This is a genomic window from Streptomyces sp. Tu 3180 (assembly GCF_009852415.1).
Classification (GTDB): domain Bacteria; phylum Actinomycetota; class Actinomycetes; order Streptomycetales; family Streptomycetaceae; genus Streptomyces.
Window position 1 is genome coordinate 3,773,645 of the sequence record NZ_WOXS01000002.1, and the last position, 22,529, is coordinate 3,796,173.

Genomic DNA, 22,529 nt, shown 5'->3' on the forward strand with positions numbered 1-22,529 from the left:
GCGGCCCCGCGCTCTCAGGGGGTTGCCTCCACGACCGCCAGGAGGGCGCCGACCTCCACCTGCTGTCCCGGTGCCGCCCGGAGGGCGCTGAGGGTTCCCGTGACCGGGGCGGTGATCCTGTGCTGCATCTTCATCGCCTCCAGCCACAGCAGGGGCTGTCCGGCCGTCACGGCCGCCCCCTCGGTCAGGCCCTCGGCGACGCGGACGACCGTGCCCGGCATGGGGGCCAGGAGGGAGCCGGGGGCGTGCTGGGCGGTGGGGTCGGGGAAGCGGGGCAGGGCGGTGAGGGCGGTGGCGCCCACGTACACGCGGTCGCCGTGACGGCTGACCTCGTAGCGGCGTCGTACGCCGTCCACGTCCAGGATCACGAGCCCCGCGTCGGCGTGCACGACCTGCACCCCGTCGGCCGCGAGGCCGTCGCGCGTGTGCCGGTAGCGGACCTCGTGCTCCCCGTCGGCCGTCGCGTACCGCTTCGTCTGCGGTTGTGAGGGCACGTTGCGCCAGCCGCCGAAGCGGGAGCGGCCGTGGGCGTCGGCGAGGGCGGCGGCGAGCGGGGCGTGCGGGTCGGGGGCCGGTCCGGTGAGTGCGGGCAGGTGGCGGTCGTAGAAGCCGGTGTTCGTGCGGCCTTCGGCGAACTCCTCGTGCCGCAGGGAGCGGACGAGGAGGTCCCGGTTGGTGACGGGGCCGTGGATCACCGCGCGTTCCAGCGCCGAGGCCAGCTTGCGGACCGCCTCCGTGCGGGTGGGGGCGTGGGCGACGACCTTGGCGATCAGGGGGTCGTAGTGGACGCCGATGTCGTCGCCGTCGGTGTAGCCGGTGTCCAGGCGGACGGCGCCGGGGACGGCGAGGCGGTGCAGGCGGCCGGTCTGCGGGGCCCAGTCCCGGGCGGGGTCCTCGGCGTAGAGGCGGGCCTCGACGGCGTGTCCGCGCGCGCGGGGCGGGTCGTCCGGGAGGGCGTGGCCCTCGGCGACGCGGATCTGCTCGGCGACGAGGTCGACACCGAACACGGCCTCGGTGACCGGGTGTTCCACCTGGAGGCGGGTGTTCATCTCCAGGAAGTGCGCCCGCTCCTCCGCGACGAGGAACTCGACGGTCCCGGCGCCGACGTAGGCGACGGCGCGCGCGGCGCGCACGGCGAGGGCGTGGAGCTCCTCGGTGAGCGGCGCGGACAGTCCGGGCGCCGGGGCCTCCTCGATCACCTTCTGGTGGCGGCGCTGGAGGGAGCAGTCGCGGGTGCCGAGCGCCCACACGGTGCCGTGGGTGTCGGCGAGCACCTGCACCTCGACGTGCCGGGCGCCCGCGTCACCGCCGAGGTACCGCTCGACGAACACCTCGCCGTCGCCGAAGGCGCTCGCGGCCTCCGCGCGGGCGGCGGCCAGTTCGCCGTCCAGGTCCACGAGGCGCCGTACGACGCGCATCCCGCGTCCGCCGCCGCCCGCCGCCGCCTTCACCAGCACCGGCAGGTCGGACTCGGTGACCTCCCGCAGGGGCTCGATGCCCATCAGTTCCTTGGCACGCGTCTTGGACGCCATCGCCTCGATCGCCTCCGGGGGCGGCCCGATCCACACCAGGCCGGCGTCCCGGACGGCGCGCGCGAAGCCGGCGTTCTCGGAGAGGAAGCCGTAGCCGGGGTGCACGGCGTCCGCGCCGGACGCGAGGGCGGCCTTCACGATCAGGTCGCCGCGCAGGTAGGTGTCGGCGGGCGCCGTCCCCGGCAGCCGTACCGCCGTGTCGGCCACGCGCACGTGGAGGGCGTTTCCGTCGGCGTCCGAGTGCACCGCGACGGTGCGGATGCCCAGCTCGCGGCAGGTGCGCACGACACGGCAGGCGATCTCGCCCCGGTTCGCCACAAGAACGGAAGTAATCACGGGCCTCACATCCGGAAGACGCCGAAGCCGCCGCGCGCGCCCTCGTAGGGCGCGGTGTGGACGGCCGACAGGCACAGGCCGAGGACGGTGCGGGTGTCGCGCGGGTCGATGACGCCGTCGTCGTACAGCCGCCCGGACAGGAACATCGGCAGCGACTCGGACTCGATCTGCTGCTCCACCATGGCGCGCAGCGCCGCGTCCGCCTCGTCGTCGTACGGCCGTCCCTTCGCCGCCGCCGACTGCCGCGCGACGATGGACAGCACGCCGGCGAGCTGCTGCGGGCCCATGACGGCGGACTTGGCGCTGGGCCAGGCGAACAGGAAGCGGGGGTCGTAGGCGCGACCGCACATGCCGTAGTGCCCGGCGCCGTAGGAGGCGCCCATGAGGACGGACAGGTGGGGGACCTTCGAGTTGCTGACCGCGTTGATCATCATCGCGCCGTGCTTGATGATGCCGCCCTGCTCGTACTCCCTGCCGACCATGTAGCCGGTGGTGTTGTGCAGGAAGAGCAGCGGGATGTCGCGCTGGTTGGCGAGCTGGATGAACTGGGCGGCCTTCTGGGACTCCTCGCTGAAGAGGACCCCCCGGGCGTTGGCGAGGATGCCGACGGGATAGCCGTGCAGGGTGGCCCATCCGGTGGTCAGGCTGGTCCCGTACAGCGGTTTGAACTCGTCGAAGTCGGAGGAGTCGACGATCCGCGCGATGACCTCGCGCGGGTCGAAGGGGGTCCTGAGGTCGCCGGGGACGATGCCGAGGAGTTCGTCCTCGTCGTACTTGGGCGGGGCGGCCGGTCCCGGGTCGTCGTACGCCTTGCGGTGGTTGAGGCGGGCGACGATCCGGCGGGCCTGGCGCAGCGCGTCCGGTTCGTCGGCGGCGAAGTGGTCGGCGAGGCCCGACACGCGCGCGTGCATCTCGGCGCCGCCCAGGGACTCGTCGTCGCTCTCCTCCCCGGTGGCCATCTTCACCAGCGGCGGGCCGCCGAGGAACACCTTCGCCCGCTCCTTGACCATGATCACGTGGTCGGACATGCCGGGGACGTACGCGCCTCCGGCGGTGGAGTTGCCGAAGACGACGGCGAGGGTGGGGATGCCTGCCGCCGACAGCCGGGTGAGGTCCCGGAAGATCGCACCGCCCGGGATGAAGATCTCCTTCTGGGAGGGCAGGTCGGCGCCGCCGGACTCGACGAGGCTGATGCAGGGCAGCCGGTTGGCGAGCGCGATGTCGTTGGCGCGCAGGGCCTTCCTCAGGCTCCAGGGGTTGCTGGCGCCGCCGCGCACGGTCGGGTCGTTGGCGGTGATCAGGCACTCCACGCCCTCGACGACGCCGATGCCGGTGACGAGCGAGGCGCCGACCGCGTACTCGCTCCCCCAGGCCGCCAGCGGGGACAGCTCCAGGAAGGGCGTGTCGGGGTCGAGGAGCAGCTCGATGCGCTCGCGGGCGAGCAGCTTGCCGCGCGTGCGGTGCCGCTCGACGTACTTCTCGCCGCCGCCCGCGAGGGCCTTGGCGTGCTCGGCGTCGAGTTCGGCCAGCTTGGCGAGCATGGCCTCGCGGTGCGCCCGGTAGTCGGGGCCGGTGGTGTCGAGGGCGGATTCGAGGACCGTCACAGCAGGACCTCCGGGATGTCCAGGTGCCGGGAGCGCAGCCATTCGCCGAGCGCCTTGGCCTGCGGATCGAAGCGGGCCTGCGCGGCGACGCCCTCGCCGAGGATGCCTTCGACGAGGAAGTTCAGGGCGCGCAGGCGGGGCAGTGCGTGCCGGGTGACCGGCAGGTCGCGGGCCTCGGGGATCAGCTCCCGGAACCGCTCGGCGGTCAGCTCGTGCGCGAGCCACCGCCAGGCGTCGTCGGAGCGGACCCAGACGCCGACGTTGGCGTTCCCGCCCTTGTCGCCGCTGCGGGCGCCGGCGACGAGGCCGAGGGGGGCCCGTGTCGTGGGTCCCGCGGGGAGCGGTTCGGGGAGCGCGGGTTCCGGTACGTCCTCGAGCACGGCGGTGTCGTGGGCCGGTGGCACGGGGATTCGGCGTCCGTCGTGGAGGACGGCCACATGGTCGACGTCACCATGGGGGATGTACACATCCTCGAAGACCCCATAGGGGGAACCCTTCCCCGGGGGCGCCAACACATGGAACCCGGGGTAGCTGGCCAGCGCCAGCTCGATGGCCGCCCCGCTCAGCGCCCGCCCGACCGCCTCCTGCGCGGGATCCCGCGCGACGAGCCGCAGCAGCGCGCTGGCGGTCTCCTCGGTGCCGGCGTCGGCCCGGTCGGTGCGCACCAGCTCCCAGCGCACCTCGGCGGGCGGCGACTCGGCGAGCGCGTCGGACATCTGCTCCCGCACGAGGTCCGCCTTGGCCTCGATGTCGAGCCCGGTGAGGACGAACACGACCTCGTTGCGGAAGCCGCCGAGCCGGTTGAGCCCGGCCTTGAGCGTGGGCGGAGGGGCTTCTCCCCGGACGCCTTCGACGCGCACCCGGTCGGGTCCGTCCTGGGCGAGCCGTACGGTGTCCAGCCGTGCGGTGACGTCCGGCCCGGCGTACCGGGCGCCGCCGGTCTCGTACAGCAGTTGCGCGGTGACGGTGCCGACGTCGACGAAGCCGCCGGTCCCGGGGTGCTTGGTGATGACGGCGGTGCCGTCGGCGTGGATCTCGGCGAGGGGGAACCCGGGCCGCCGGACGCGCCCCGGCCCGCCCTCGCCGAAGAAGGCGTAGTTCCCTCCGGTGGCCTGCGTCCCGCACTCCAGCACGTGCCCGGCGACGACCGCGCCCGCCAGCCGGTCGTACTCCGTCGGCGCCCAGCCGAAGTGCGCGGCGGCCGGCCCGGTGACGAGGGCCGCGTCGGTGACCCGCCCGGTGACGACCACGTCGGCGCCCGCGCGCAGGCACCGCGCGATCCCGAAGCCGCCGAGGTAGGCGTGGGCGGCGAGGCTGCCGGGGTACCGCGCGGTGAGGTCGTCGCCCTCGACGTGGGCGACCCGCACGGGGACGCCCAGCCGGCCGGCCAGGGCGCGCACGGCGTCGGCGAGTCCGCCCGGATCGAGCCCGCCGGCGTTGGTGACGATCCTGACTCCCCGCTCGCGGGCGAGGCCGAGGCAGTCCTCCAGCTGCCGCAGGAAGGTGCGGGCGTACCCGGCGGAGGGGTCCTTCAGCCGGTCGCGGGCCAGGATGAGCATGGTCAGCTCGGCGAGGTAGTCCCCGGTGAGGACGTCGACCTCGCCGCCGGTGAGCATCTCGCGCAGGGCGTCGGAGCGGTCGCCGTAGAAGCCGGAGAAGTTGCCGACGCGCAGGGTCGTCGCCGTCACCGCGCGGTGTCCCCCTTCGGCGCCCGCCCGCTTCCGGGCGGCCCGGCGAACGCCTGGGCGATGTCCAGCCAGCGGTCGGCGTCGGGGCCGTCGGCGGTGAGGGCGAGGTCGGCGCGGTGGGCGCGCTGGGTGACCAGGAGGCAGAAGTCGAGCGCGGGGCCGGTGACGCGCTGGGGGGCGTCCTCGGGGCCGTGGGTCCACAGCTCGCCGCCCGGTGCGACGAGCTCGACGCGGAAGGGGCCGGCGGGCGGGGTGAGCCCGTGCGCGCCGTAGGCGAAGTCGCGGGTGCGCACCCCGAGCCACGCCACATGCCGGAGCCGGTCGGTGGGTGGGCGCACCACACCGATCGCGTCCGCCACGTCCAGTCCGTGGGCCCAGGTCTCCATGAGCCGGGCCGTCGCCATGGAGGCGGCCGACATGGGGGGCCCGTACCAGGGGAAGCGGGCGCCGGGCGGCGCCGACCGCAGTGCCTTCTCCAGTGCCGCGCGCCCCTCGCGCCACCGCGCGAGCAGTTCGGCGGGCGCGGACCGGGCGTACTCCTCGGCGCCGTCGTCGACGAAGGTGTGCGGGGCGGCGAGGGCCTGCTCGACCAGCGCCCGGAACCCGTCCGCGTCGGTGACGGCGAGCAGCGCCGAGTGGTCGGTCCAGGCGAGGTGGGCGATCTGGTGGGCCACGGTCCACCCGGCGGCGGGCGTCCGCGACGCCCACTGCCCGGGACCCAGTCCGGCCACGAGCCGGTCGACCTCCTCGCTCTCCTCACGCAGATCGTCGATCACGGGCGTCGGATCGGACACGAGGCGCTCCCCTCGGGCACGGGCACGGCGGTGTGCGGCGCGGTTGCGGGGAGCATGGCAGCGGCGCGAGAAACAAGCAAGCATGCTTGCATGAATTTTTCCCGCCCCCGGCCCCGGCTCCCGGACCGTCCGGTCCCGCGGGGCCGCCGCGCCCGCCCCTCCCGCCGAGTCGCCGGAGGAGAGGGCCGGGCGCGGCCCGCCGGAGGGTGAGGGGTTCCGGGAGCCGCGCGGTCATGCGGACGGAGGAACCCCCGGGCCCGAACGGGGCCCGGGGGTTCCTCCGTCCGCGGGTCCGGCCGGTCCGGGGGACCACGGGAGCGATTCCGGTCCCGGCGCGCCTCGCCGCGTCGCGGCAACCGTCAGGAGGCCGCCCCCGGCTCCTTCGCGCGCCTCCGCCCCACCTGCGTCCGCACCGCCCCCATGCTCGCCACGACGACCAGGGCGATGGCGGCGGCCTCGGTGGCGGAGAGGGCCTGGTCGAGGAGGAGGAAGCCCGCGGCGGCCGCGATGGCCGGCTCCAGGCTCATCAGGATCGCGAAGGCGGACGCGGGCAGCCGGCGCAGGGCGAGGAGCTCCAGGGTGTACGGGAGGACCGACGACAGCAGCGCGACCGCCGCGCCCAGGCCGAGGACGGTGGGGTCGAGCAGTCTGGTCCCGGACTCGGCGACGCCCAGCGGGAGGAACAGCACCGCGCCGACCGCCATGGCGAGGGCGAGTCCGTCGGCCTGGGGGAAGCGGCGGCCCGTGCGGGCACTGAAGACGATGTAGGCGGCCCACATGGCGCCGGCCCCCAGGGCGAACGCGGCGCCCACGGGGTCGAGGCTGTCGAAGCCTCCGCCCCCGAGCAGGAACACACCGGCCAGGGCCAGGGCGGCCCAGAGGAGGTTGACCGCCCGCCGGGAGGCCACGACGGACAGGGCCAGCGGGCCGAGGACCTCCAGCGTGACGGCCGGCCCCAGCGGGATCCGTGCGACCGACTGGTAGAAGAGGCCGTTCATCGCCGCCATGGCGACGCCGAAGGCGATCACCGTGACCCAGTCGGCGCGCGAGTACCCGCGCAGCCGGGGCCGGCAGACCAGGAGCAGGACGGCGGCCGCCACGGCCAGGCGCAGGGCGACGATGCCGAGGGCGCCGGCCCGGGGCATCAGCATCACCGCCAGCGCGCCGCCGAACTGCACGGAGACGCCGCCGGCGAGCACCAGGCCCACCGGACCCAGGGAGCCCCAGCGGCCGGGGAGGGGTGCGCGGCCGGTGGACCGCGCCGCCTCGGGGGCGGCGACGGCCGGGGTCGGGATGCCGGGGACGGCGCTGGGGCTGCTCACGGGGCCTTCCAGGGACGGGACGGGAAGTTATTCACTTCACTGTACTACCGAGTCCATGACAGTGGACTCAGTCAGGCGCATAACTCTTTCATGCAACTGTCAGGCTCCGGGGTGCGGCTGTCAACAGACGTCCACGGGACGGGCGGCCGGTCGGCCGGGCGCCGTGCCGGGTACCGTCCCACGGCGAAGCCCTTCGCCCACTCCGCCCCCCACCTCCCGAGGTCCCGTGCGACGACTCCTTGCCCGCCTCTGGCGACTCCTGCGCCCCGTCCAGGGCCGCGTCATGTGGTTCCTGAACGCCAAGTTCGTGGTCGGCGTGACCGGCGTCGTGCGCGACGACGAGGGGCGGGTCCTGCTGCTCCGGCACCGGATGTGGCCGCCGGGCCGCCAGTGGGGCCTGCCGAGCGGCTTCGCGCGCAAGGGCGAGGACTTCCGGCGGACCGTGGTGCGCGAGGTCAAGGAGGAGACCGGTCTCGACGTGGAGGTGGGCCGCCTGGTCATGCTGAACAGCGGTTTCCGCACCCGCCTGGAGGTGGCCTACGAGGCCCGCCTGCTCGGCGGCGAGCTGCGCCTGGACCCCTTCGAGATCCTGGAGGCCCGCTGGTGCCGCCCGGACGACCTCCCCGAGGGCGTCCAGCCGGTGTGCCACCCGCTGGTACGGGGCGAGACCACGCCGTGAACGACCGCCACCGCACCGGCCCGCGCCCGGCGCGTCGGGTCTGCCCCGGCACATCGCCCCGTCCGGCCGCGACCGGCGCCCTCCTCCTCGATGCCCCGCGCGGCGCGCTCCTCCCGATGCCCCGCGCGGCGCGCCCCGCCACCCCGCCGGGTGCCTGACCGCGGCCCCCGCCGGCGCCCCGCGGGCGGCGGGGAGCCGGGGACGGAGGCCGGGGCTGCCCATCCGGGCGCACCGGGGACACCAGGTCCGCGACGGCTCACTCCTCTCCGTCCAGGGCGTCCGCCAGCACCTCCGCCAGGTGCCTCCCCCGCACCCCCGCCAGCTGCTCCAGCTGCGTCCGGCAGGAGAAGCCGTCGGCCAGGACCACCGCCCCGTCCGGCGCCTCCCGCACCGACGGCAGGAGCCGGTCCTGCGCACAGGCCACGGAGACCTCGTAGTGGCCCCGCTCGAAGCCGAAGTCGCCCGCCAGGCCGCAGCAGCCGCCGCTCAGTTCGCCGGTGAGGCCGGCGGCCGCGCGCAGGCGGCGGTCGGGCGCCTCGCCCAGGACCGCGTGCTGGTGGCAGTGGGTCTGGCCGGCCACGGGACGGTCCAGGCGCGGCGGGGTCCAGTCCGGCGCGTACCGCTCCAGGGTCTCCGCGAAGGTGAGGACCCGCGCGGCGAGCCGTGCCGCGCGCGGGTCGTCGTGCAGCAGCTCCGGCGCGTCCGTGCGCAGCGCCGCCGCGCAGCTCGGCTCCAGGACGACCAGCGGCGCGTCCGTGGCCAGCACCGGCTCCAGGAGGTCGAGGGTGCGGCGGAGCACCGCGCGGGCGCGGTCGAGCTGGCCCGTGGAGAGGTAGGTCAGGCCGCAGCAGACCCGGCCCCTGCGGGCCGCCAGCAGCCGGGCCGCCGAGCGCGAACGGGCGTCACCGACCGGCGGGCCTCCGGCCGGCCGCAGCGTCGGGGGCAGCGCCACCCGCAGCCCGGCCGCCTCCAGGACCCGTACGGCCGCCCGGCCCACGGAGGGCGACAGGTGCTCGGTGAAGGTGTCCGGCCACAGGATCACCAGCGGGCCGCCGCCGGACGTCATGTCCACGCGCCGCCCCCGCCACCACCGCGTGAACGGCTCCCCGGCCACCCGCGGGATCTCCCGCTGCGCCGCGATCCCGCCCAGCCGTTTCGCCGCCCGCGCGAGCGGGCCCACCCGGGCGAGGCCGTTGACCACCGCCGCCGTCCTCGTCCGCGCCACCCAGCCCAGCCACACCGGCAGCCACCCCATGGCGTAGTGCGCGGCCGGGCGGCGGCGGCCCGCGTAGTGGTGGTGCAGGAACTCCGCCTTGTACGTGGCCATGTCGACCCCGACCGGGCAGTCCGAGCGGCAGCCCTTGCAGGACAGGCACAGGTCCAGCGCGTCCCGCACCTCCGTGGACCGCCAGCCGCCGGTCACCAGCTCACCGGCGAGCATCTCGTGCAGCAGACGGGCGCGCCCGCGCGTGGAGTGCTCCTCCTCGCCCGTCGCCCGGAACGACGGGCACATCACCGCCGGCCCCGGCACGGACGCCGTGCGGCACTTGGCGACGCCCACGCAGCGGCGCACCGCCGCCGCGAAGTCGCCGCCGTCGGCCGGATAGCCGAAGGCCACGTCCACCGGCCCGCGCGGCAGGACGGAGAAGCGGAGGTTCGCGTCCAGGGGCGCGGGGCGGACCAGCACGCCCGGGTTGAGCAGGTCGTCCGGGTCCCAGACGCCCTTCACGCGCTCGAAGAGGGCGACCGTCTCCGCGCCGTACATGCGCGGCAGCAGTTCGGCGCGGGCCTGTCCGTCGCCGTGCTCCCCGGACAGGGAGCCGCCGTGGGCCACGACCAGGTCGGCCAGCTCCTGCGAGAAGCGCCGGAAGCGGGCGACGCCCGGCCCGGTCAGCAGGTCGAAGTCGATCCGGACGTGGATGCAGCCGTCCCCGAAGTGCCCGTACGGGGTGCCGCGCAGCCCGTGGGAGGCCAGCAGGGCGCGGAAGTCCCGCAGGTACGCGCCGAGCCGGGCGGGCGGCACCGCGCAGTCCTCCCAGCCGGGCCAGGCCTCCGTGCCGTCCGGCATCCGGGTCGCCGTGCCGCTCGCGTCCTCCCGGATCCGCCACAGCGTGCGCTGCCGGGCCGGGTCGGTGACCACCAGGGCGTCCACCACGTCCGCCGCGCGCACGAGCGCCTCCGCCCGCGCGCGGGCCTGGGCCCGCGTCTCCCCGCCCGTCTCCACGAACAGCCAGGCCCCACCGCGCGGGAGGTCCGCGGCGGACGGCACCAGGTCGGCCGCCATGCCCTCCACGGTCAGCGGGCCTCCCCCGCTCCCGGCTTCGCTGGAGCGGGGGGACCCCCACTCCAGCAGCCCGGCCGCGGCCTCGGCGGCCGCGCTCTCGTCGGCGTACGCCAGCACGGCGAGCGCCCGCGCGCGGGGCGCCCGTACGAGGTCCACGACCGCTTCCGTCAGCACGCCCAGCGTGCCCTCCGAGCCGCAGAAGGAGCGGGCGACGTCGGCTCCCCTCTCGGGCAGCAGGGCGTCCACGGCGTACCCGGAGATGCGGCGGGGCAGCTGCGGGAAGCCGGTGCGCAGGCGGGCCAGTTCACCGTCCACCAGCTCCCGCAGCCCCGCCGGGGCCCCGGCCCACCCCCGGCCCGGTCGCAGCCGTTCCCCGCGCGCGGTGACGACCGACAGCTCACGGACGTTGTCCGCCGTCGTGCCCCAGGCGACGGAGTGGGAGCCGCAGGAGTTGTTGCCGATCATGCCGCCGAGGGTGCAGCGGCCGTGCGTGGAGGGGTCCGGCCCGAAGCGCAGCCCGTGCGGGGCGGCGGCCTCCTGGAGCCGGTCGAGGACCAGACCGGGCTGGACGACGGCCGTGCGGGCCTGCGGGTCGAGGAGGAGCAGGCGGTTCATGTGCCGGGTGAAGTCGAGCACCACCCCGGTGCCGGTCGCCTGGCCCGCGATCGAGGTGCCGCCGCCGCGCGCCACCACCGGGACGCCGTACGTCCGGCACACCGACAGGGCCGCCGCCACGTCGTCGGCGTCCCGGGGGGCCACCACGCCGAGCGGGACCCGGCGGTAGTTGGAGGCGTCCATGGTCGTCAGCGCCCGCGCGGTCGTGCCGAAGTCCACCTCGCCGCGCACGGCCGCCGTCAGTCCGGCCCGCAGTCCCCGGAGATCCGTCATGTCCTCAGGATGCCCCCGCCGGTCCGGCACCGCCGGACCGGCCACCGGCGGTGACGACGGCGACGGCACGCACCCGGCGGCGCCTCGCGCGGGACGCGGGACGCGGGACACCCGAGTGTGGGTCAAATAACCGAGAACGGAAGCGGATTCTTCCCAAGCCGATCACGAACTCTCATATAGTGACCGCGAGTTGTGCGCAGTTGTCGGCTCGCATCCGGAAGCGATCCCGGAATCGGTCCGGCGACCCCGTGGACCGCCCGAGGGCCGCGCAGACGACGGTGCACGCCCGCGGACCCGACCGAGGATTCGACCGAGGACCCTGATTGATGACCTCCCCCCTGCTCCCCGGCGACCGCCCCACCCCCCGCAGCCTCCTGCCCGTCCCGCTGCTCACCCTGGTGCTCTGCGCGCTCGCGGTCGTCGCGGCCGTCCTGCTCGGACCGGAGTCCGCGCGGGGCGCCGTCGGGACGACCGGAACGGTCGCCGCCCTGCTGCTGTGCGCGGCCGCCACGGTGGCCGCGCACGCCGTGCTGTCGGCGCGAGCGGCCCGCGGACGGCTGGACGCCGTCACCCAGGACGTCGGCCGGCTGCTCCAGGAACGGGCGCGGCTGGCCGAGGAGTCGCGCCGCCAGCACGAGCGGCTGACCGGCGAACTCACGCGCGAGCGCGCCCGGTTGTCGGCCGAGCTGGACCAGGAGCGGAACCGTCTCGCCGAGGCCCTGGCGGCCGAGCGCGACCGCCTCGCCGAGCAGCACGCCGCCGACACCGCCCGCCTGGCGCACGAGCACGGCGAGGAGCGGGCCCGGCTCACGGAGGCCCACGCCACCGAGCTGGAGCGGCTCGCCGAGGAGCACGCCGAGAAGCTGCGCCTCATCACCGAGGAGCACAGCGCCCACACCGGCCGGCTGGCCCGCGACCACGCGGAGGAGATCGGCCGGCTGACCGAGGAGCGGGACCGGATCGCGGCGGACCGGGACCGGCTCACCGACGGGAACGCGCGGCTGGCCGCCCGGCTGCGGGAGGCCACCGGCGCCCGCGCCGCCGCCCTGTCCGCGACCGCCAACGCGGCCGGCCGGATGCAGGCGCTGGCCACCGGCATGCTCGCGGACCTGCGCGCGATGGAGGAGAAGCACCACGACGAGGAGGTCCTCGCCGACCTGCTCCACCTCGACCACCGCACCGCGCAGGCGGGCAGGCTCGCCGACTCCGTCGCCGTCCTCACCGGCGCCCGCTCCGGCCGCCGCTGGGCCAGGCCCATCGCCATGGAGTCGATCCTGCGCGGCGCCATGGGGCGGATCAGCGGCTACCAGCGGGTCCGCGTCCACTCCGCCAGCGACACCGCCGTCGCCGGGCACGCCGCCGAGGGCGTGATGCACGCGCTCGCCGAACTCCTGGACAACGCCGCCAACTTCTCGCCGCCGACCGCCGAGGTCCACGTCTACGTCGAGGAGGTCCCGGCCGGGGTCATCGTGTCCGTCGAGGACAGCGGGCTCGTCATGGGCGAGGCCCAGCTGCGCCGTGCCGAGCGCGCCGTCTCGGGCGAGTCCGCCGAGCTCGGGGGCCTCACCGGCACCCGGCTCGGCCTCGCCGTGGTCGGCCGGCTGGCCCGGCGGTACGGGCTCAGGGTCTCCTACCGTCCCTCGGCCCGCGGCGGCACGGGCGTGCTGATGCTCATCCCGCAGGACATCCTCGTGTCGCCGGACGCGGCCCCGGCCGCCGCACCGGCCGTCCCCGCCGCTCCGACCGCGCTCACCGGGACGCCCGCACCCTCGGCGTCCTCGGCGCCTTCCGCACCTTCCGTGCCATCCGCGTCCTCCGCGCAGGACCCGGTGACCGGACCCCCGGCGGCCGCGGGCCTCCCCCGCCGCCGGGGCGGCCGCACGGAGGCCGCACGGGCGGACGCCGCCGGCGGGACGGAGCCGGAGACCAGCCACGTCACCGCGCACGACACCGCGCCGGCGGAGCACACGACGACCCGCGGGACCCCCCGCCCCGCGACCGCCACCCCCTCCGCCGCCTCCACGCCCTCCTACGCGGCCTCCCGCGCCGGAGCCGACCTCGACCCCGACCCGGTGCCCACGCACGAGGCCGCGGACCGGGACACCGGCGCGCACCCGCTGGTGCTGCCCCGCCGCCGCCGGGGCCGCACCCTCGCCGAGGCCGAGCGCATGCGTTCCGGCAGCCGTGCCGCCGCCCCGCGGCCGGCCCCGACCGCCGAGGAGACCAAGGCCCGCACGGCCCGCTTCAGCAGCTTCCGCCAGGCCGTACGCGCCGCCACCCCGGGCGACACGGCCACCGGCACGGGCACCCCGGCCGCCCCCGGCCCCGGCACGAGCCCCACCGGCGACACCCGCACGACCACCGCCGGCGGCACCGACGCCGCCGGCACCACCCCCGAAGCACAGACCCCGGAAGGCGACACCACCTCATGACCGGCACGACGACCGCCGACGAGAAGCTCACCTGGCTGATAGAGGGCCTGCTGGAGCGCACGCCGGGCGCGCGGCACGCCCTCGTGCTGTCCCGTGACGGCCTGAAACTGTGCCGCACCCCGGAGCTCTCCGCCGACCAGGCCGACCAGCTCGCCGCGATCGCCGCCGGCATCCAGTCCCTGTCGCACGGCGCCTCGGTCGAGTTCGGCGACGGCAGCGGCGGCGTGCGCTCGGCGATGACCGAGTTCTACGGCGGGGTGCTGTTCATCGTGGAGGCGGGCGAGGGCGCGCACCTGGCCGTCGTCACCGCGGAGGACGCGGACGCCGGACTCGTCGGGCACAACATGAGCGAGCTCGTGGAGCAGCTCGGCGAGCACCTGACCGCCCGGCCGCGCACCTCATGAGCAGGCCCGGCAGGGACGACGCCCCGGACCGGCTCTACACCCTCACCCAGGGGCGCAGCAGCTCGGGGCCCGACAACCCCTTCGACCTGGTGACCCTGGTCGTCGCCGAGTGCGACCCGGTGCCCGGCATGCAGTCCGAGCACGCGGCGATCCTGCGGCTGACCGAACACCCCACGGCGGTCGTGGAGATCGCGGCCGAGCTGAAGCTCCCCGTGAGCATCACCCGGATCCTGCTCTCCGACCTCCTCGCGGCGGGACGGGTCAGCGCCCGTCACCCCCGCAGGGCCGCCGTTCCCGACCCCGACATCCTGGAGCAGGTGCTCGTTGGACTCCGCAACCTCTGAGACGCACACGGCGTCCGAGACGCGCACGCCGCTGGGCGCGTCGGCCGACAACGGCCTCAAGATCGTGGTCGTGGGCGGCTTCGGCGCCGGCAAGACGACGATGGTCCGCTCGGTCAGCGAGATCCGTCCCCTCAACACCGAGGAGACGATGACCCAGGCCGGGGAGGCCGTCGACGACGTCACCGGCGTGCGCGGCAAGACCGCGACCACCGTCGCCTTCGACTTCGGCCGCATCACGCTCGACGCGCACAACGTGCTGTACCTGTTCGGCGCGCCCGGCCAGGAGCGCTTCTGGTTCCTGTGGGACCGGCTGTTCTCCGGGACGCTCGGCGCGGTGGTCCTGGTGGACACCCGCCGCATCGACGACTCCTGGTACGCCATCGACCGGCTGGAGAAGCACGGCACGCCGTTCATCGTGGCCTGCAACGACTTCGGCGGCCCCGCCTTCTCCCCGCAGCAGATCCGCGAGGCCCTCGACCTCGACCCGCACGTCCCGCTGGTCAGCTGCGACGCGCGGTCCCGGGAGTCCAGCAAGCTGGTGCTGATCACGCTGGTGGAGCACATCCGGGCCCTGTACGCCGACCCCGCCCGAGCCCCCCGTCAGGAGCTGGTGTGAGCCCCGCCCCCACCCCCGGTCCCGTCCGCCTCAGCGGACCCCTGCTCCAGGACGACCCGGCCCGGGTGTACCGGGAGATGCGGCGCGAGCACGGCAGCGTCGTCCCGGTGCTGCTGGACGGCGACGTGCCGGCCTGGCTGGTGCTCGGCTACCGCGAGCTGCACCAGATCACCGGCGACCCGGTGCTGTTCAGCCGCGACTCCGAGCTGTGGAACCAGTGGGAGGACATCCCCGACGACTGGCCGCTGCTGCCGATGATCGGCCGCAGGCAGCCGTCGATCCTGTACACGGTCGGCGAGCGGCACCGCGAGCGGGCCGGGATGCTGGTGAACGCGCTGGAGGCGGTGGACCCGTTCGAACTGCGCTCCCACGCCGAGAAGTTCGCGGACGAGCTGATCGACCGCATCTGCCCCAGGGGCGGCGCCGACATCATCGCCGAGTTCGCGATGCTGCTGCCCGTGCGGGTCCTCGCCCGGCTCTACGGCTTCACCGACGAGGAGGGGCCGGCCCTGGTCACCGCCCTCAACGACATGATCGACGGGCGGGAGCGGGCGCTGGCCGGCCAGGCCCACCTGTTCACGTCGATGACGGAGCTGGTGGCCGGCCGGAAGAAGGAGCCCGCCGAGGACGTCGTGTCCCGGATGCTCGCGGACGCCTCGGGCTTCACCGAGGAGGAGATCGTCCAGGACCTGATGGTGATGATGGCGGCCGGGCACCAGCCGACCGCCGACTGGATCGGCAACTCCCTGCACCTGATGCTCACCGACAACCGGTTCGCCGCCTCCCTGTTCGGCGGCCGCAACAGCATCGCCGAGGCGATGAACGAGGTGCTGTGGGAGGACACCCCCACCCAGAACGTGGCCGGCCGCTGGGCCTCCCGCGACACCCAGCTGGGCGGCCGCCGCATCCGCGCCGGCGACATGCTGCTGCTCGGCCTGCAGGGCGCCAACTCCGACCCCCAGGTGCGCACCGACGGCTCGGCGCTGACCGGCGGCAACAGCGCGCACTTCTCCTTCGGCCACGGGGAGCACCGCTGTCCTTTCCCCGCGCAGGAGATCGCCGAGGTGATCGCGCGGACCGGCATCGAGGTCGTCCTGGACCGGCTGCCCGACATCGACCTGGCGGTGCCGGCCGCGTCCCTGACCCGCCGCCCGTCGCCGTGGCTGCGCGGGCTGTCCGAGCTTCCGGTCACCTTCACACCCACCCCCGCCCTTGGAGGCACGCTCGCATGACGGCCGGCACGGATTCCCCGACGACCACGACTGGCACCGAGCAGACCCGCATCCACCTCGACCCGTTCGTCACCGACCTGGACGGGGAGAGCGAGGCGCTGCGGGCCGCCGGGCCCCTGGCCCCCGTGATGCTGCCGGGCGGCGTCCCGGTGTGGGCGGTCACCCACCACGCCGAGGCGAAGAAGCTGCTCACCGACCCCCGGGTGGTGAAGGACATCAACGTCTGGGGCGCCTGGCAGCGCGGCGAGATCGCCCCCGACTGGCCGCTGATCGGCCTGGCGAACCCGCCCCGCTCCATGCTCACCGTGGACGGCGCGGACCACCGCCGGCTGCGCACCCTGGTCGCCCAGGCGCTCACGCCGCGCCGGGTGGAGCGGATGCGGGAGCGGATCACCGAGCTCACCGAGGGCCTGCTGGACCGCCTGGCCGAGCGGCCCGGCGACACGGTCGACCTGAAGGCGGTGTTCGCCTATCCGCTGCCGATGTACGTCATCGCCGACCTGATGGGGCTGGCCGAGGAGCGGCTGCCGCGGCTGAAGGTGCTGTTCGAGAAGTTCTTCTCCACCCAGACCCCGCCCCAGGAGGTCGTCGCGACCCTCACCGAGCTGGCCGGGATCATGACCGAGACGGTCGCGCACAAGCGCGAGAACCCCGGCGACGACCTGACCTCCGCGCTGATCCAGGCGTCCGAGGACGGCGACCGGCTCACCGACCAGGAGATCGTCGCCACGCTCCAGCTGATGGTCGCGGCCGGCCACGAGACGACGATCTCCCTCATCGTCAACGCGGTGGTCAACCTCTCCACCCACCCGGACCAGCGCGCGCTGGTGCTGTCCGGCGAGGCGGACTGGTCGGCGGTGATCGAGGAGACCCTGCGCTGGTCCACGCCCACGTCCCACGTGCTGATCCGGTTCGCCACCGAGGACGTCCCGGTCGGCGACAGGGTCCTGCCCGCCGGTGACGCGCTGATCGTGTCCTACGCCGCGATCGGCCGCGACGAGCAGGCCCACGGTCCGACGGCCGGCGCCTTCGACATCACCCGCGAGACCGTCAACCGCCACATCTCCTTCGGCCACGGCCCGCACGTGTGCCCCGGCGCGGCCCTGTCCCGCCTGGAGGCGGGCGTGGCGCTCCCCGCCCTGTACGCGCGCTTCCCGGAGCTGGACCTGGCGGTCCCCGCGACCGAGCTGCGCAACAAGCCGGTGGTCACCCAGAACGACCTCCACGAGCTGCCGGTGCGGCTCGGAAACTGAGCGTCCGGGGCGGGCGGACGGACCACGCGCCGTCCGCCCGCCACCGCCCCGACGACGCCCCGCCACCGCCCCGCCGCCCGTCCCGGCCGCCCGTCTCAGCCGACGGACGACGTTTCGCCCGGGTTTCCCCGAACCGCTAGGCTCCGGTCGTGGCTGAGATCCAGATTCCCGCTGACATCAAGCCCGCCGACGGTCGATTCGGCGCGGGCCCCTCCAAGGTGCGGACGGAAGCGCTGGACGCGCTGGCCGCGACCGGCACCTCCCTGATGGGCACCTCCCACCGCCAGGCCCCGGTGAAGAACCTGGTCGGCAAGGTGCGCGAGGGCATCCGCGAGCTGTTCCAGCTCCCCGACGGCTACGAGGTGATCCTCGGCAACGGCGGCTCCACCGCGTTCTGGGACATCGCGACCCACGGCCTGATCGAGAACAAGTCGCAGCACCTCAGCTTCGGCGAGTTCAGCTCCAAGTTCGCCAAGGCCGCCAAGCTCGCCCCGTGGCTCGCCGAACCCACCGTCGTCTCCTCCGACCCGGGCACGCACCCCGAGGCCGAGGCGGAGGCCGGCGTGGACGTCTACGCCTTCACCCACAACGAGACCTCCACCGGCGTCGCCATGCCGATCCGGCGCGTCGCCGGTGCCGACGAGGGCGCCCTCGTCCTCGTGGACGCCACCTCCGGCGCGGGCGGCCTCCCGGTCGACATCGCCGAGACCGACGTCTACTACTTCGCGCCGCAGAAGTCCTTCGCCGCCGACGGCGGCCTGTGGATCGGCGTGTTCTCCCCGGCCGCGATCGAACGCGCCGAGCGGATCCACGCGAGCGGACGCCACGTGCCGGAGTTCTTCTCGCTGCCCACGGCGATCGACAACTCCCGCAAGAACCAGACGTACAACACCCCGGCCCTCGCCACGCTGTTCCTGCTGAACGAGCAGCTGGAGTGGATCAACGGCCAGGGCGGTCTCGACTGGGCGGTGCGCCGTACGGCCACCTCCGCCCGCACCCTGTACGGCTGGGCGGAGGACGTGAAGTTCGCCAACCCGTTCGTCGCCGACCCGGCCAAGCGGTCCCAGGTCATCGGCACCATCGACTTCACGGACGAGGTCGACGCCGCCGCCGTCGCCAAGGTGCTGCGCGCCAACGGCATCGTCGACACCGAGCCCTACCGCAAGCTCGGCCGCAACCAGCTCCGCGTCGCGATGTTCCCGGCGATCGACCCGGCCGACGTCGAGGCGCTGACGAAGTGCGTCGACCACGTGATCGAAAGGCTCTGATCACCGCTCCCGTACGACGGTGAGGGGCGCCCGGCGGACACCGGGCGCCCCTCCTCGCTCCTCCACCACCGGCTGAGCCTCCACGAGCGGCGCACCGGCGGGCACGGAGCCCGGACCACCGGGCCGGGCACGGGTCATCCCCGCCGCCGCAACCGCCCCAGCCCGAACAGGACCGCGCAGACCGCGGCGACGGCGACGAGCGCACCGGTCCCGACGCCGTCCCCGACGCCGGAGCCGTCACCGGCGGCGCCCTCGCCGTCCTGCGCGCCCCCACCGGACGAGGCACCGTCCCCCCCGCCCCCGCCGGGCGCCTCCCGGGACTCGACCGGGCTCTGCTCGCCCTCGCTCCCGTACATCAGCCGGGAGCCGTCGGCGGAGTAGCTGACGGACTCCCCCTGCCCCTGGAGCGGCACGCTCAGCCGCCCCTCGCGCCGCGGCTTCCCGCCGTTCCACGCGTAGTGGATCCCGCCGAAGTACCCGCGCACGGCGAGCCGTTCCCCGTCCGGCGAGAACGCGGCGTCGGTCGCCCACAGCTCGACGGGGGCGACCGGGCGGAAGACGTTGCCCCCGGACGCCGACAGCTCGGCGGGCCCCTCGTACAGGTGCCCGCCCTCCTCCTTCTTGTCGATGATGTAGACGCGCCCGGTCTTCGGGTGGACGAGGAGGGACTCGGCGTCGCGCGCCCCGTCGGAGTACTTCACGACGTACTGCGTGGCCCGCACGGTCCGGTCCTTCAGCTCCTTCGGCTCGGGCAGCTCGTAGATCCACACGTACGGCCACGTCCCGCCGAGGTTGTCCCCGATGTCCCCGACGAAGATCCTGTTCCCCGGCCCGACGGCGACGGCCTCGACGTCCCGGGGGGTGCCGACGCCGGTGAGGGTGAGGCGGGCCACGGTCTCGCCGGTCGCGCCGTCGACGGCGTAGAGGTAGGGGCCGTCGTCGCTGTCGTTGTGGGTCCAGTAGACGCCGGGGTGGAGGCGGGAGGCGGCGAGTCCGCTGGACTCGGTGATGCGCGGGTCCTCGATCGTGAACGAGTCGTTCCCGTCGCCGCCTCCGTCGGCCGCGGAGGCGGCGGGAGCGGTGAGCGCGCCCACGAGGAGGGCCGCGGCGAGCAGGGCGAGAGGTCGGCGCATGCCCCAAGCCTGCCATCCGGCGCCGCAGTTCAGGGGCCGTCCCGGATCACCCGGGCGCGTGGCCGGTCTCACACCCCGTGGACGACGGTGATCCACGATGATGAGCGGATGCTCAGGTTCATGCCCGTCGGTGACTCCATGACGATCGGAAGCGCGGGCGAACACACCTGGCGCTACCGCCTGTGGCGGCACCTGTGCGGGGCGTACGGCGGGCCGTTCACCTTCGTGGGCCCGCGCGAGACGCTCTACGACAAGTCCGCCGAGGCCCCGGTCTCGTACGAGTACGCCGAACCGGACTTCCCCCGCGGCCACCTGGCCGGCTGGGGCGAGGGCTGGCACCACCTGACCCCGCTGATCGGGGAGGCCGTCCGCGCGCACCGGGCGGACGTGCTGCTGGTCTCCCTCGGTCTGATCGACCTCGGCTTCTACACGAACGCCGAGCAGACCGCGGACAACGTCCGCGCCTTCGTCGCCGACGCCCGCGCGGCCCGGCCGTCGGTGCACATGGTGATCATGCCGGTGCTCCACAACGTCCGCGCCGACCAGGACGCCCCCTTCGCGGCCCAGGTCGCCCGCTTCAACGACCTCCTCGCCAAGACGGTCACGGACCTCGGCACCGACTCCTCCCCCCTCCTCCTCGCCGACCCCTCCCCCACGTACGACTTCCGCACCGACACCTACGACGGCACCCACCCCAACGAGGCCGGCGAGCACAGGATGGCGGCGGCCTTCGCGGACGCGATGTGGCGGGCCTGGGACCTGGGCGGGCCCTACGAGGCGGTGTAGCCGTCGGGGGCTTTCCGGCACACGCGCCCCGCCCCGTGTCCTGCTCACCGTGCGCATCGTCGTACCGCACGGTCCCACTCGTCCGCGGGGCGGCCGGGGAGGAGCGCCACGATGACCGTCCTCTGACCGGACCCCCTTGCCTGGAGCGCACTCCAGGCCGTTGGCTAGGTGTTCATGAGGTACACGCAGCTCGGACGCACCGGACTCAAGGTCAGCCGCCTCGTCCTCGGGACGATGAACTTCGGTCCGCAGACCGACGAGGCCGACAGCCACGCCATCATGGACGCGGCGCTGGACGCCGGTATCAATTTCTTCGACACGGCCAATGTGTACGGCTGGGGCGAGAACAAGGGCCGTACGGAATCGATCATCGGCAACTGGTTCGCCCGGGGCGGCGGGCGGCGCGACAGGACCGTGCTCGCCACCAAGGTGTACGGGAACATGGGCCCCGACGGCGAGGCGTGGCCCAACCACGACAAGCTCTCCGCGGTGAACATCCGCCGGGCCGTCGACGCCAGCCTGAAGCGGCTGCAGACGGACTACATCGACGTCTACCAGTTCCACCACGTCGACCGCAGCACCCCGTTCGAGGAGATCTGGCAGGCGATCGACGTCCTGGTCCAGCAGGGCAAGGTCCTCTACGCCGGCTCCTCCAACTTCCCCGGCTACAAGATCGCCCAGGCCAACGAGATCGCGGCCCGGCGCGGTGGCACCATCGGGCTGGTCAGCGAGCAGTGCCTGTACAACCTCGCCGAGCGCCGCGCCGAGATGGAGGTCATCCCGGCCGCGCAGGACTACGGGCTCGGCGTCATCCCGTGGTCGCCGCTGCACGGCGGTCTGCTGGGCGGTGTGATCAAGAAGGAGGTCCAGGGCGGTCGCCGCGCCTCCGGGCGGGCCGCCGAGACGCTCGCCGACCCCGCCGCCCGCGCACGGATCCAGGCGTACGAGGACCTGCTCGACAAGCACGGCGTCGAGCCCGGTGAGGTCGCCCTGGCCTGGCTGCTCACCCGGCCCGGCGTGACCGGCCCGATCGTCGGCCCGCGCACGCGGGAGCAGCTGGAATCGGCGCTGCGCGCGCTGGAGCTGGAGCTGGGCGAGGAGCTGCTGACCTCGCTGGACGAGATCTTCCCGGGTCCGGGGCCCTCCCCGGAGGCCTTCGCCTGGTAGGGGCGGGCGCGGCTCGGCGGCCGGCGGCGGCGCTACTTTCCGAGCGCCGCCGCCAGCGCCACCACCACGAACATCAGCACGAGCGCACCGGCCATGATCCGGTTACGGGTCTTCGGGTCCACGCCCCCGAGCCTAACCGGCCGCCCGCAGCGGCCGGCGCGCGACCGCCTCGTAGCGGGGCTGCTCGCCCGACACGCCCGACTTCGGCAGGTTGCTGCGCACCAGTACCAGCTCGTCCACGGTCCAGGTGCGGCTCCGGAAGCCGTGCAGCGCCTCCAGGTACGGCCGGGTGTCGACGGCTTCGCGGCTGCGGGCCACCGTCAGGTGGGCCTTGTAGCGGCGGTGCTCCTCCATCGGCACCCCCGCCTTGCGCGCCGCCGCCTCGGCCCGCTCGGCCAGCAGGCGCATCGTGCGCAGGTCGCCGTCCGCGCCGGCCCACAGGGCCCTGCCGTGCCCGAACTGGCCGCCTCCGCTGAGCGCCAGCTCGAACGGCCCGGTGCGGGACGCGGCCCGCTCCAGGCGGGCGGTGAGGCCGGGCACGAGCTCGTCGTCGACCTCGCCGTAGAAGGCGAGCGTGAAGTGCCAGCCGGGGCGGCCGGTCCAGCGCAGTCCGTCCGCGCCGGGGAGCTTCCTCAGCAGGGCCACCTCGGCGGCGAGCTCGTGGACCACGTCCTCGGGGGGCAGCACGGCGGCGAAGAGTCTCATGGAGCCAGTCTGCCGGGCGTGCTCTCGTCACCGTGCGTATCGTTGTGCTGCGCGGCCGTACG

At 74.7% G+C, this 22,529-nt stretch carries 18 protein-coding genes; 10 read left to right on the plus strand and 8 right to left on the minus strand.

Annotation, left to right across the window (positions count from 1 at the left end; translation table 11 throughout):
* Positions 1–14 precede the first annotated feature (14 nt).
* The 5 genes from GL259_RS17760 to GL259_RS17780 form a co-directional block, all read right to left on the minus strand.
* Entirely contained in the window at positions 15–1,868 is a 1,854-nt protein-coding gene (locus GL259_RS17760; protein WP_159533956.1) for a biotin carboxylase N-terminal domain-containing protein, read from the minus strand.
* Positions 1,869–1,873: 5 nt separating this feature from the next.
* On the minus strand, positions 1,874–3,472 hold the full coding sequence (locus tag GL259_RS17765; RefSeq protein WP_159533958.1) for a carboxyl transferase domain-containing protein: 1,599 nt from the start codon (positions 3,470–3,472) through the stop codon (positions 1,874–1,876).
* Positions 3,469–5,160: an acyclic terpene utilization AtuA family protein gene (locus GL259_RS17770; protein ID WP_159533960.1), complete on the minus strand. Its 1,692-nt coding sequence runs from the start codon at positions 5,158–5,160 to the stop codon at positions 3,469–3,471. The genes GL259_RS17765 and GL259_RS17770 overlap by 4 nt, the downstream gene beginning before the upstream one ends.
* The gene (locus GL259_RS17775) at positions 5,157–5,954 is read right to left on the minus strand and encodes a TIGR03084 family metal-binding protein (RefSeq protein WP_159533962.1); all 798 of its coding nucleotides are present in this window, start codon (positions 5,952–5,954) and stop codon (positions 5,157–5,159) included. The genes GL259_RS17770 and GL259_RS17775 overlap by 4 nt, the downstream gene beginning before the upstream one ends.
* Positions 5,955–6,313: 359 nt before the next feature.
* A complete protein-coding gene (locus GL259_RS17780; RefSeq protein ID WP_159533964.1) occupies positions 6,314–7,276 on the minus strand; it encodes an EamA family transporter in 963 nt (320 codons plus the stop codon).
* A gap of 226 nt (positions 7,277–7,502) precedes the next feature.
* On the opposite strand from GL259_RS17780, the gene GL259_RS17785 reads away from it, so the two are divergent.
* Positions 7,503–7,955: an NUDIX domain-containing protein gene (locus GL259_RS17785; RefSeq protein ID WP_159533966.1), complete on the plus strand. Its 453-nt coding sequence runs from the start codon at positions 7,503–7,505 to the stop codon at positions 7,953–7,955.
* Between the two features lie 256 nt (positions 7,956–8,211).
* On the opposite strand, the gene GL259_RS17790 is transcribed toward GL259_RS17785, so the two are convergent.
* Entirely contained in the window at positions 8,212–11,127 is a 2,916-nt protein-coding gene (locus GL259_RS17790; protein ID WP_159533968.1) for an FAD-binding and (Fe-S)-binding domain-containing protein, read from the minus strand.
* A 326-nt stretch (positions 11,128–11,453) separates the two neighbouring features.
* Between GL259_RS17790 and GL259_RS17795 the strand changes: the two genes are divergently transcribed.
* The 7 genes from GL259_RS17795 to serC all read left to right on the plus strand — a co-directional run bounded on the left by GL259_RS17795 (position 11,454) and on the right by serC (position 18,676).
* A complete protein-coding gene (locus GL259_RS17795; protein ID WP_159533970.1) occupies positions 11,454–13,559 on the plus strand; it encodes an ATP-binding protein in 2,106 nt (701 codons plus the stop codon).
* On the plus strand, positions 13,556–13,963 hold the full coding sequence (locus GL259_RS17800; protein ID WP_159533972.1) for a roadblock/LC7 domain-containing protein: 408 nt from the start codon (positions 13,556–13,558) through the stop codon (positions 13,961–13,963). Before GL259_RS17795 ends, GL259_RS17800 begins: the two co-directional genes overlap by 4 nt.
* On the plus strand, positions 13,960–14,307 hold the full coding sequence (locus GL259_RS17805; RefSeq protein WP_159533974.1) for a DUF742 domain-containing protein: 348 nt from the start codon (positions 13,960–13,962) through the stop codon (positions 14,305–14,307). Before GL259_RS17800 ends, GL259_RS17805 begins: the two co-directional genes overlap by 4 nt.
* Positions 14,288–14,923 carry an ATP/GTP-binding protein gene (locus GL259_RS17810; protein ID WP_243762325.1) on the plus strand — a complete coding sequence of 212 codons (636 nt, stop codon included), beginning with the start codon at positions 14,288–14,290 and terminating at the stop codon, positions 14,921–14,923. The genes GL259_RS17805 and GL259_RS17810 overlap by 20 nt, the downstream gene beginning before the upstream one ends.
* Positions 14,920–16,155 (plus strand): cytochrome P450, encoded by a 1,236-nt coding sequence (locus GL259_RS17815; protein WP_159533976.1) that lies wholly within the window; start codon positions 14,920–14,922, stop codon positions 16,153–16,155. The genes GL259_RS17810 and GL259_RS17815 overlap by 4 nt, the downstream gene beginning before the upstream one ends.
* Positions 16,152–17,408 (plus strand): cytochrome P450, encoded by a 1,257-nt coding sequence (locus GL259_RS17820; protein ID WP_159533978.1) that lies wholly within the window; start codon positions 16,152–16,154, stop codon positions 17,406–17,408. Before GL259_RS17815 ends, GL259_RS17820 begins: the two co-directional genes overlap by 4 nt.
* A gap of 149 nt (positions 17,409–17,557) precedes the next feature.
* Positions 17,558–18,676 carry a phosphoserine transaminase gene (gene serC / locus GL259_RS17825; protein WP_159533979.1) on the plus strand — a complete coding sequence of 373 codons (1,119 nt, stop codon included), beginning with the start codon at positions 17,558–17,560 and terminating at the stop codon, positions 18,674–18,676.
* A gap of 134 nt (positions 18,677–18,810) precedes the next feature.
* Here the strand turns inward: serC and GL259_RS17830 are convergent, their stop codons facing one another.
* Positions 18,811–19,809, minus strand: a complete 999-nt coding sequence (locus GL259_RS17830) for a WD40 repeat domain-containing protein (protein WP_159533981.1) — start codon at positions 19,807–19,809, stop codon at positions 18,811–18,813.
* Positions 19,810–19,917: 108 nt separating this feature from the next.
* Here GL259_RS17830 and GL259_RS17835 point away from each other — a divergent pair, with 108 nt between their 5' ends.
* Both GL259_RS17835 and GL259_RS17840 read left to right on the plus strand, forming a co-directional pair.
* Positions 19,918–20,595, plus strand: a complete 678-nt coding sequence (locus GL259_RS17835) for an SGNH/GDSL hydrolase family protein (protein WP_159533983.1) — start codon at positions 19,918–19,920, stop codon at positions 20,593–20,595.
* 174 nt (positions 20,596–20,769) lie between these two features.
* Positions 20,770–21,762 carry an aldo/keto reductase gene (locus tag GL259_RS17840; protein ID WP_159533985.1) on the plus strand — a complete coding sequence of 331 codons (993 nt, stop codon included), beginning with the start codon at positions 20,770–20,772 and terminating at the stop codon, positions 21,760–21,762.
* A 132-nt stretch (positions 21,763–21,894) separates the two neighbouring features.
* On the opposite strand, the gene thpR is transcribed toward GL259_RS17840, so the two are convergent.
* Positions 21,895–22,467, minus strand: a complete 573-nt coding sequence (thpR, locus tag GL259_RS17845) for an RNA 2',3'-cyclic phosphodiesterase (protein ID WP_159533987.1) — start codon at positions 22,465–22,467, stop codon at positions 21,895–21,897.
* Positions 22,468–22,529: the final 62 nt, after the last annotated feature.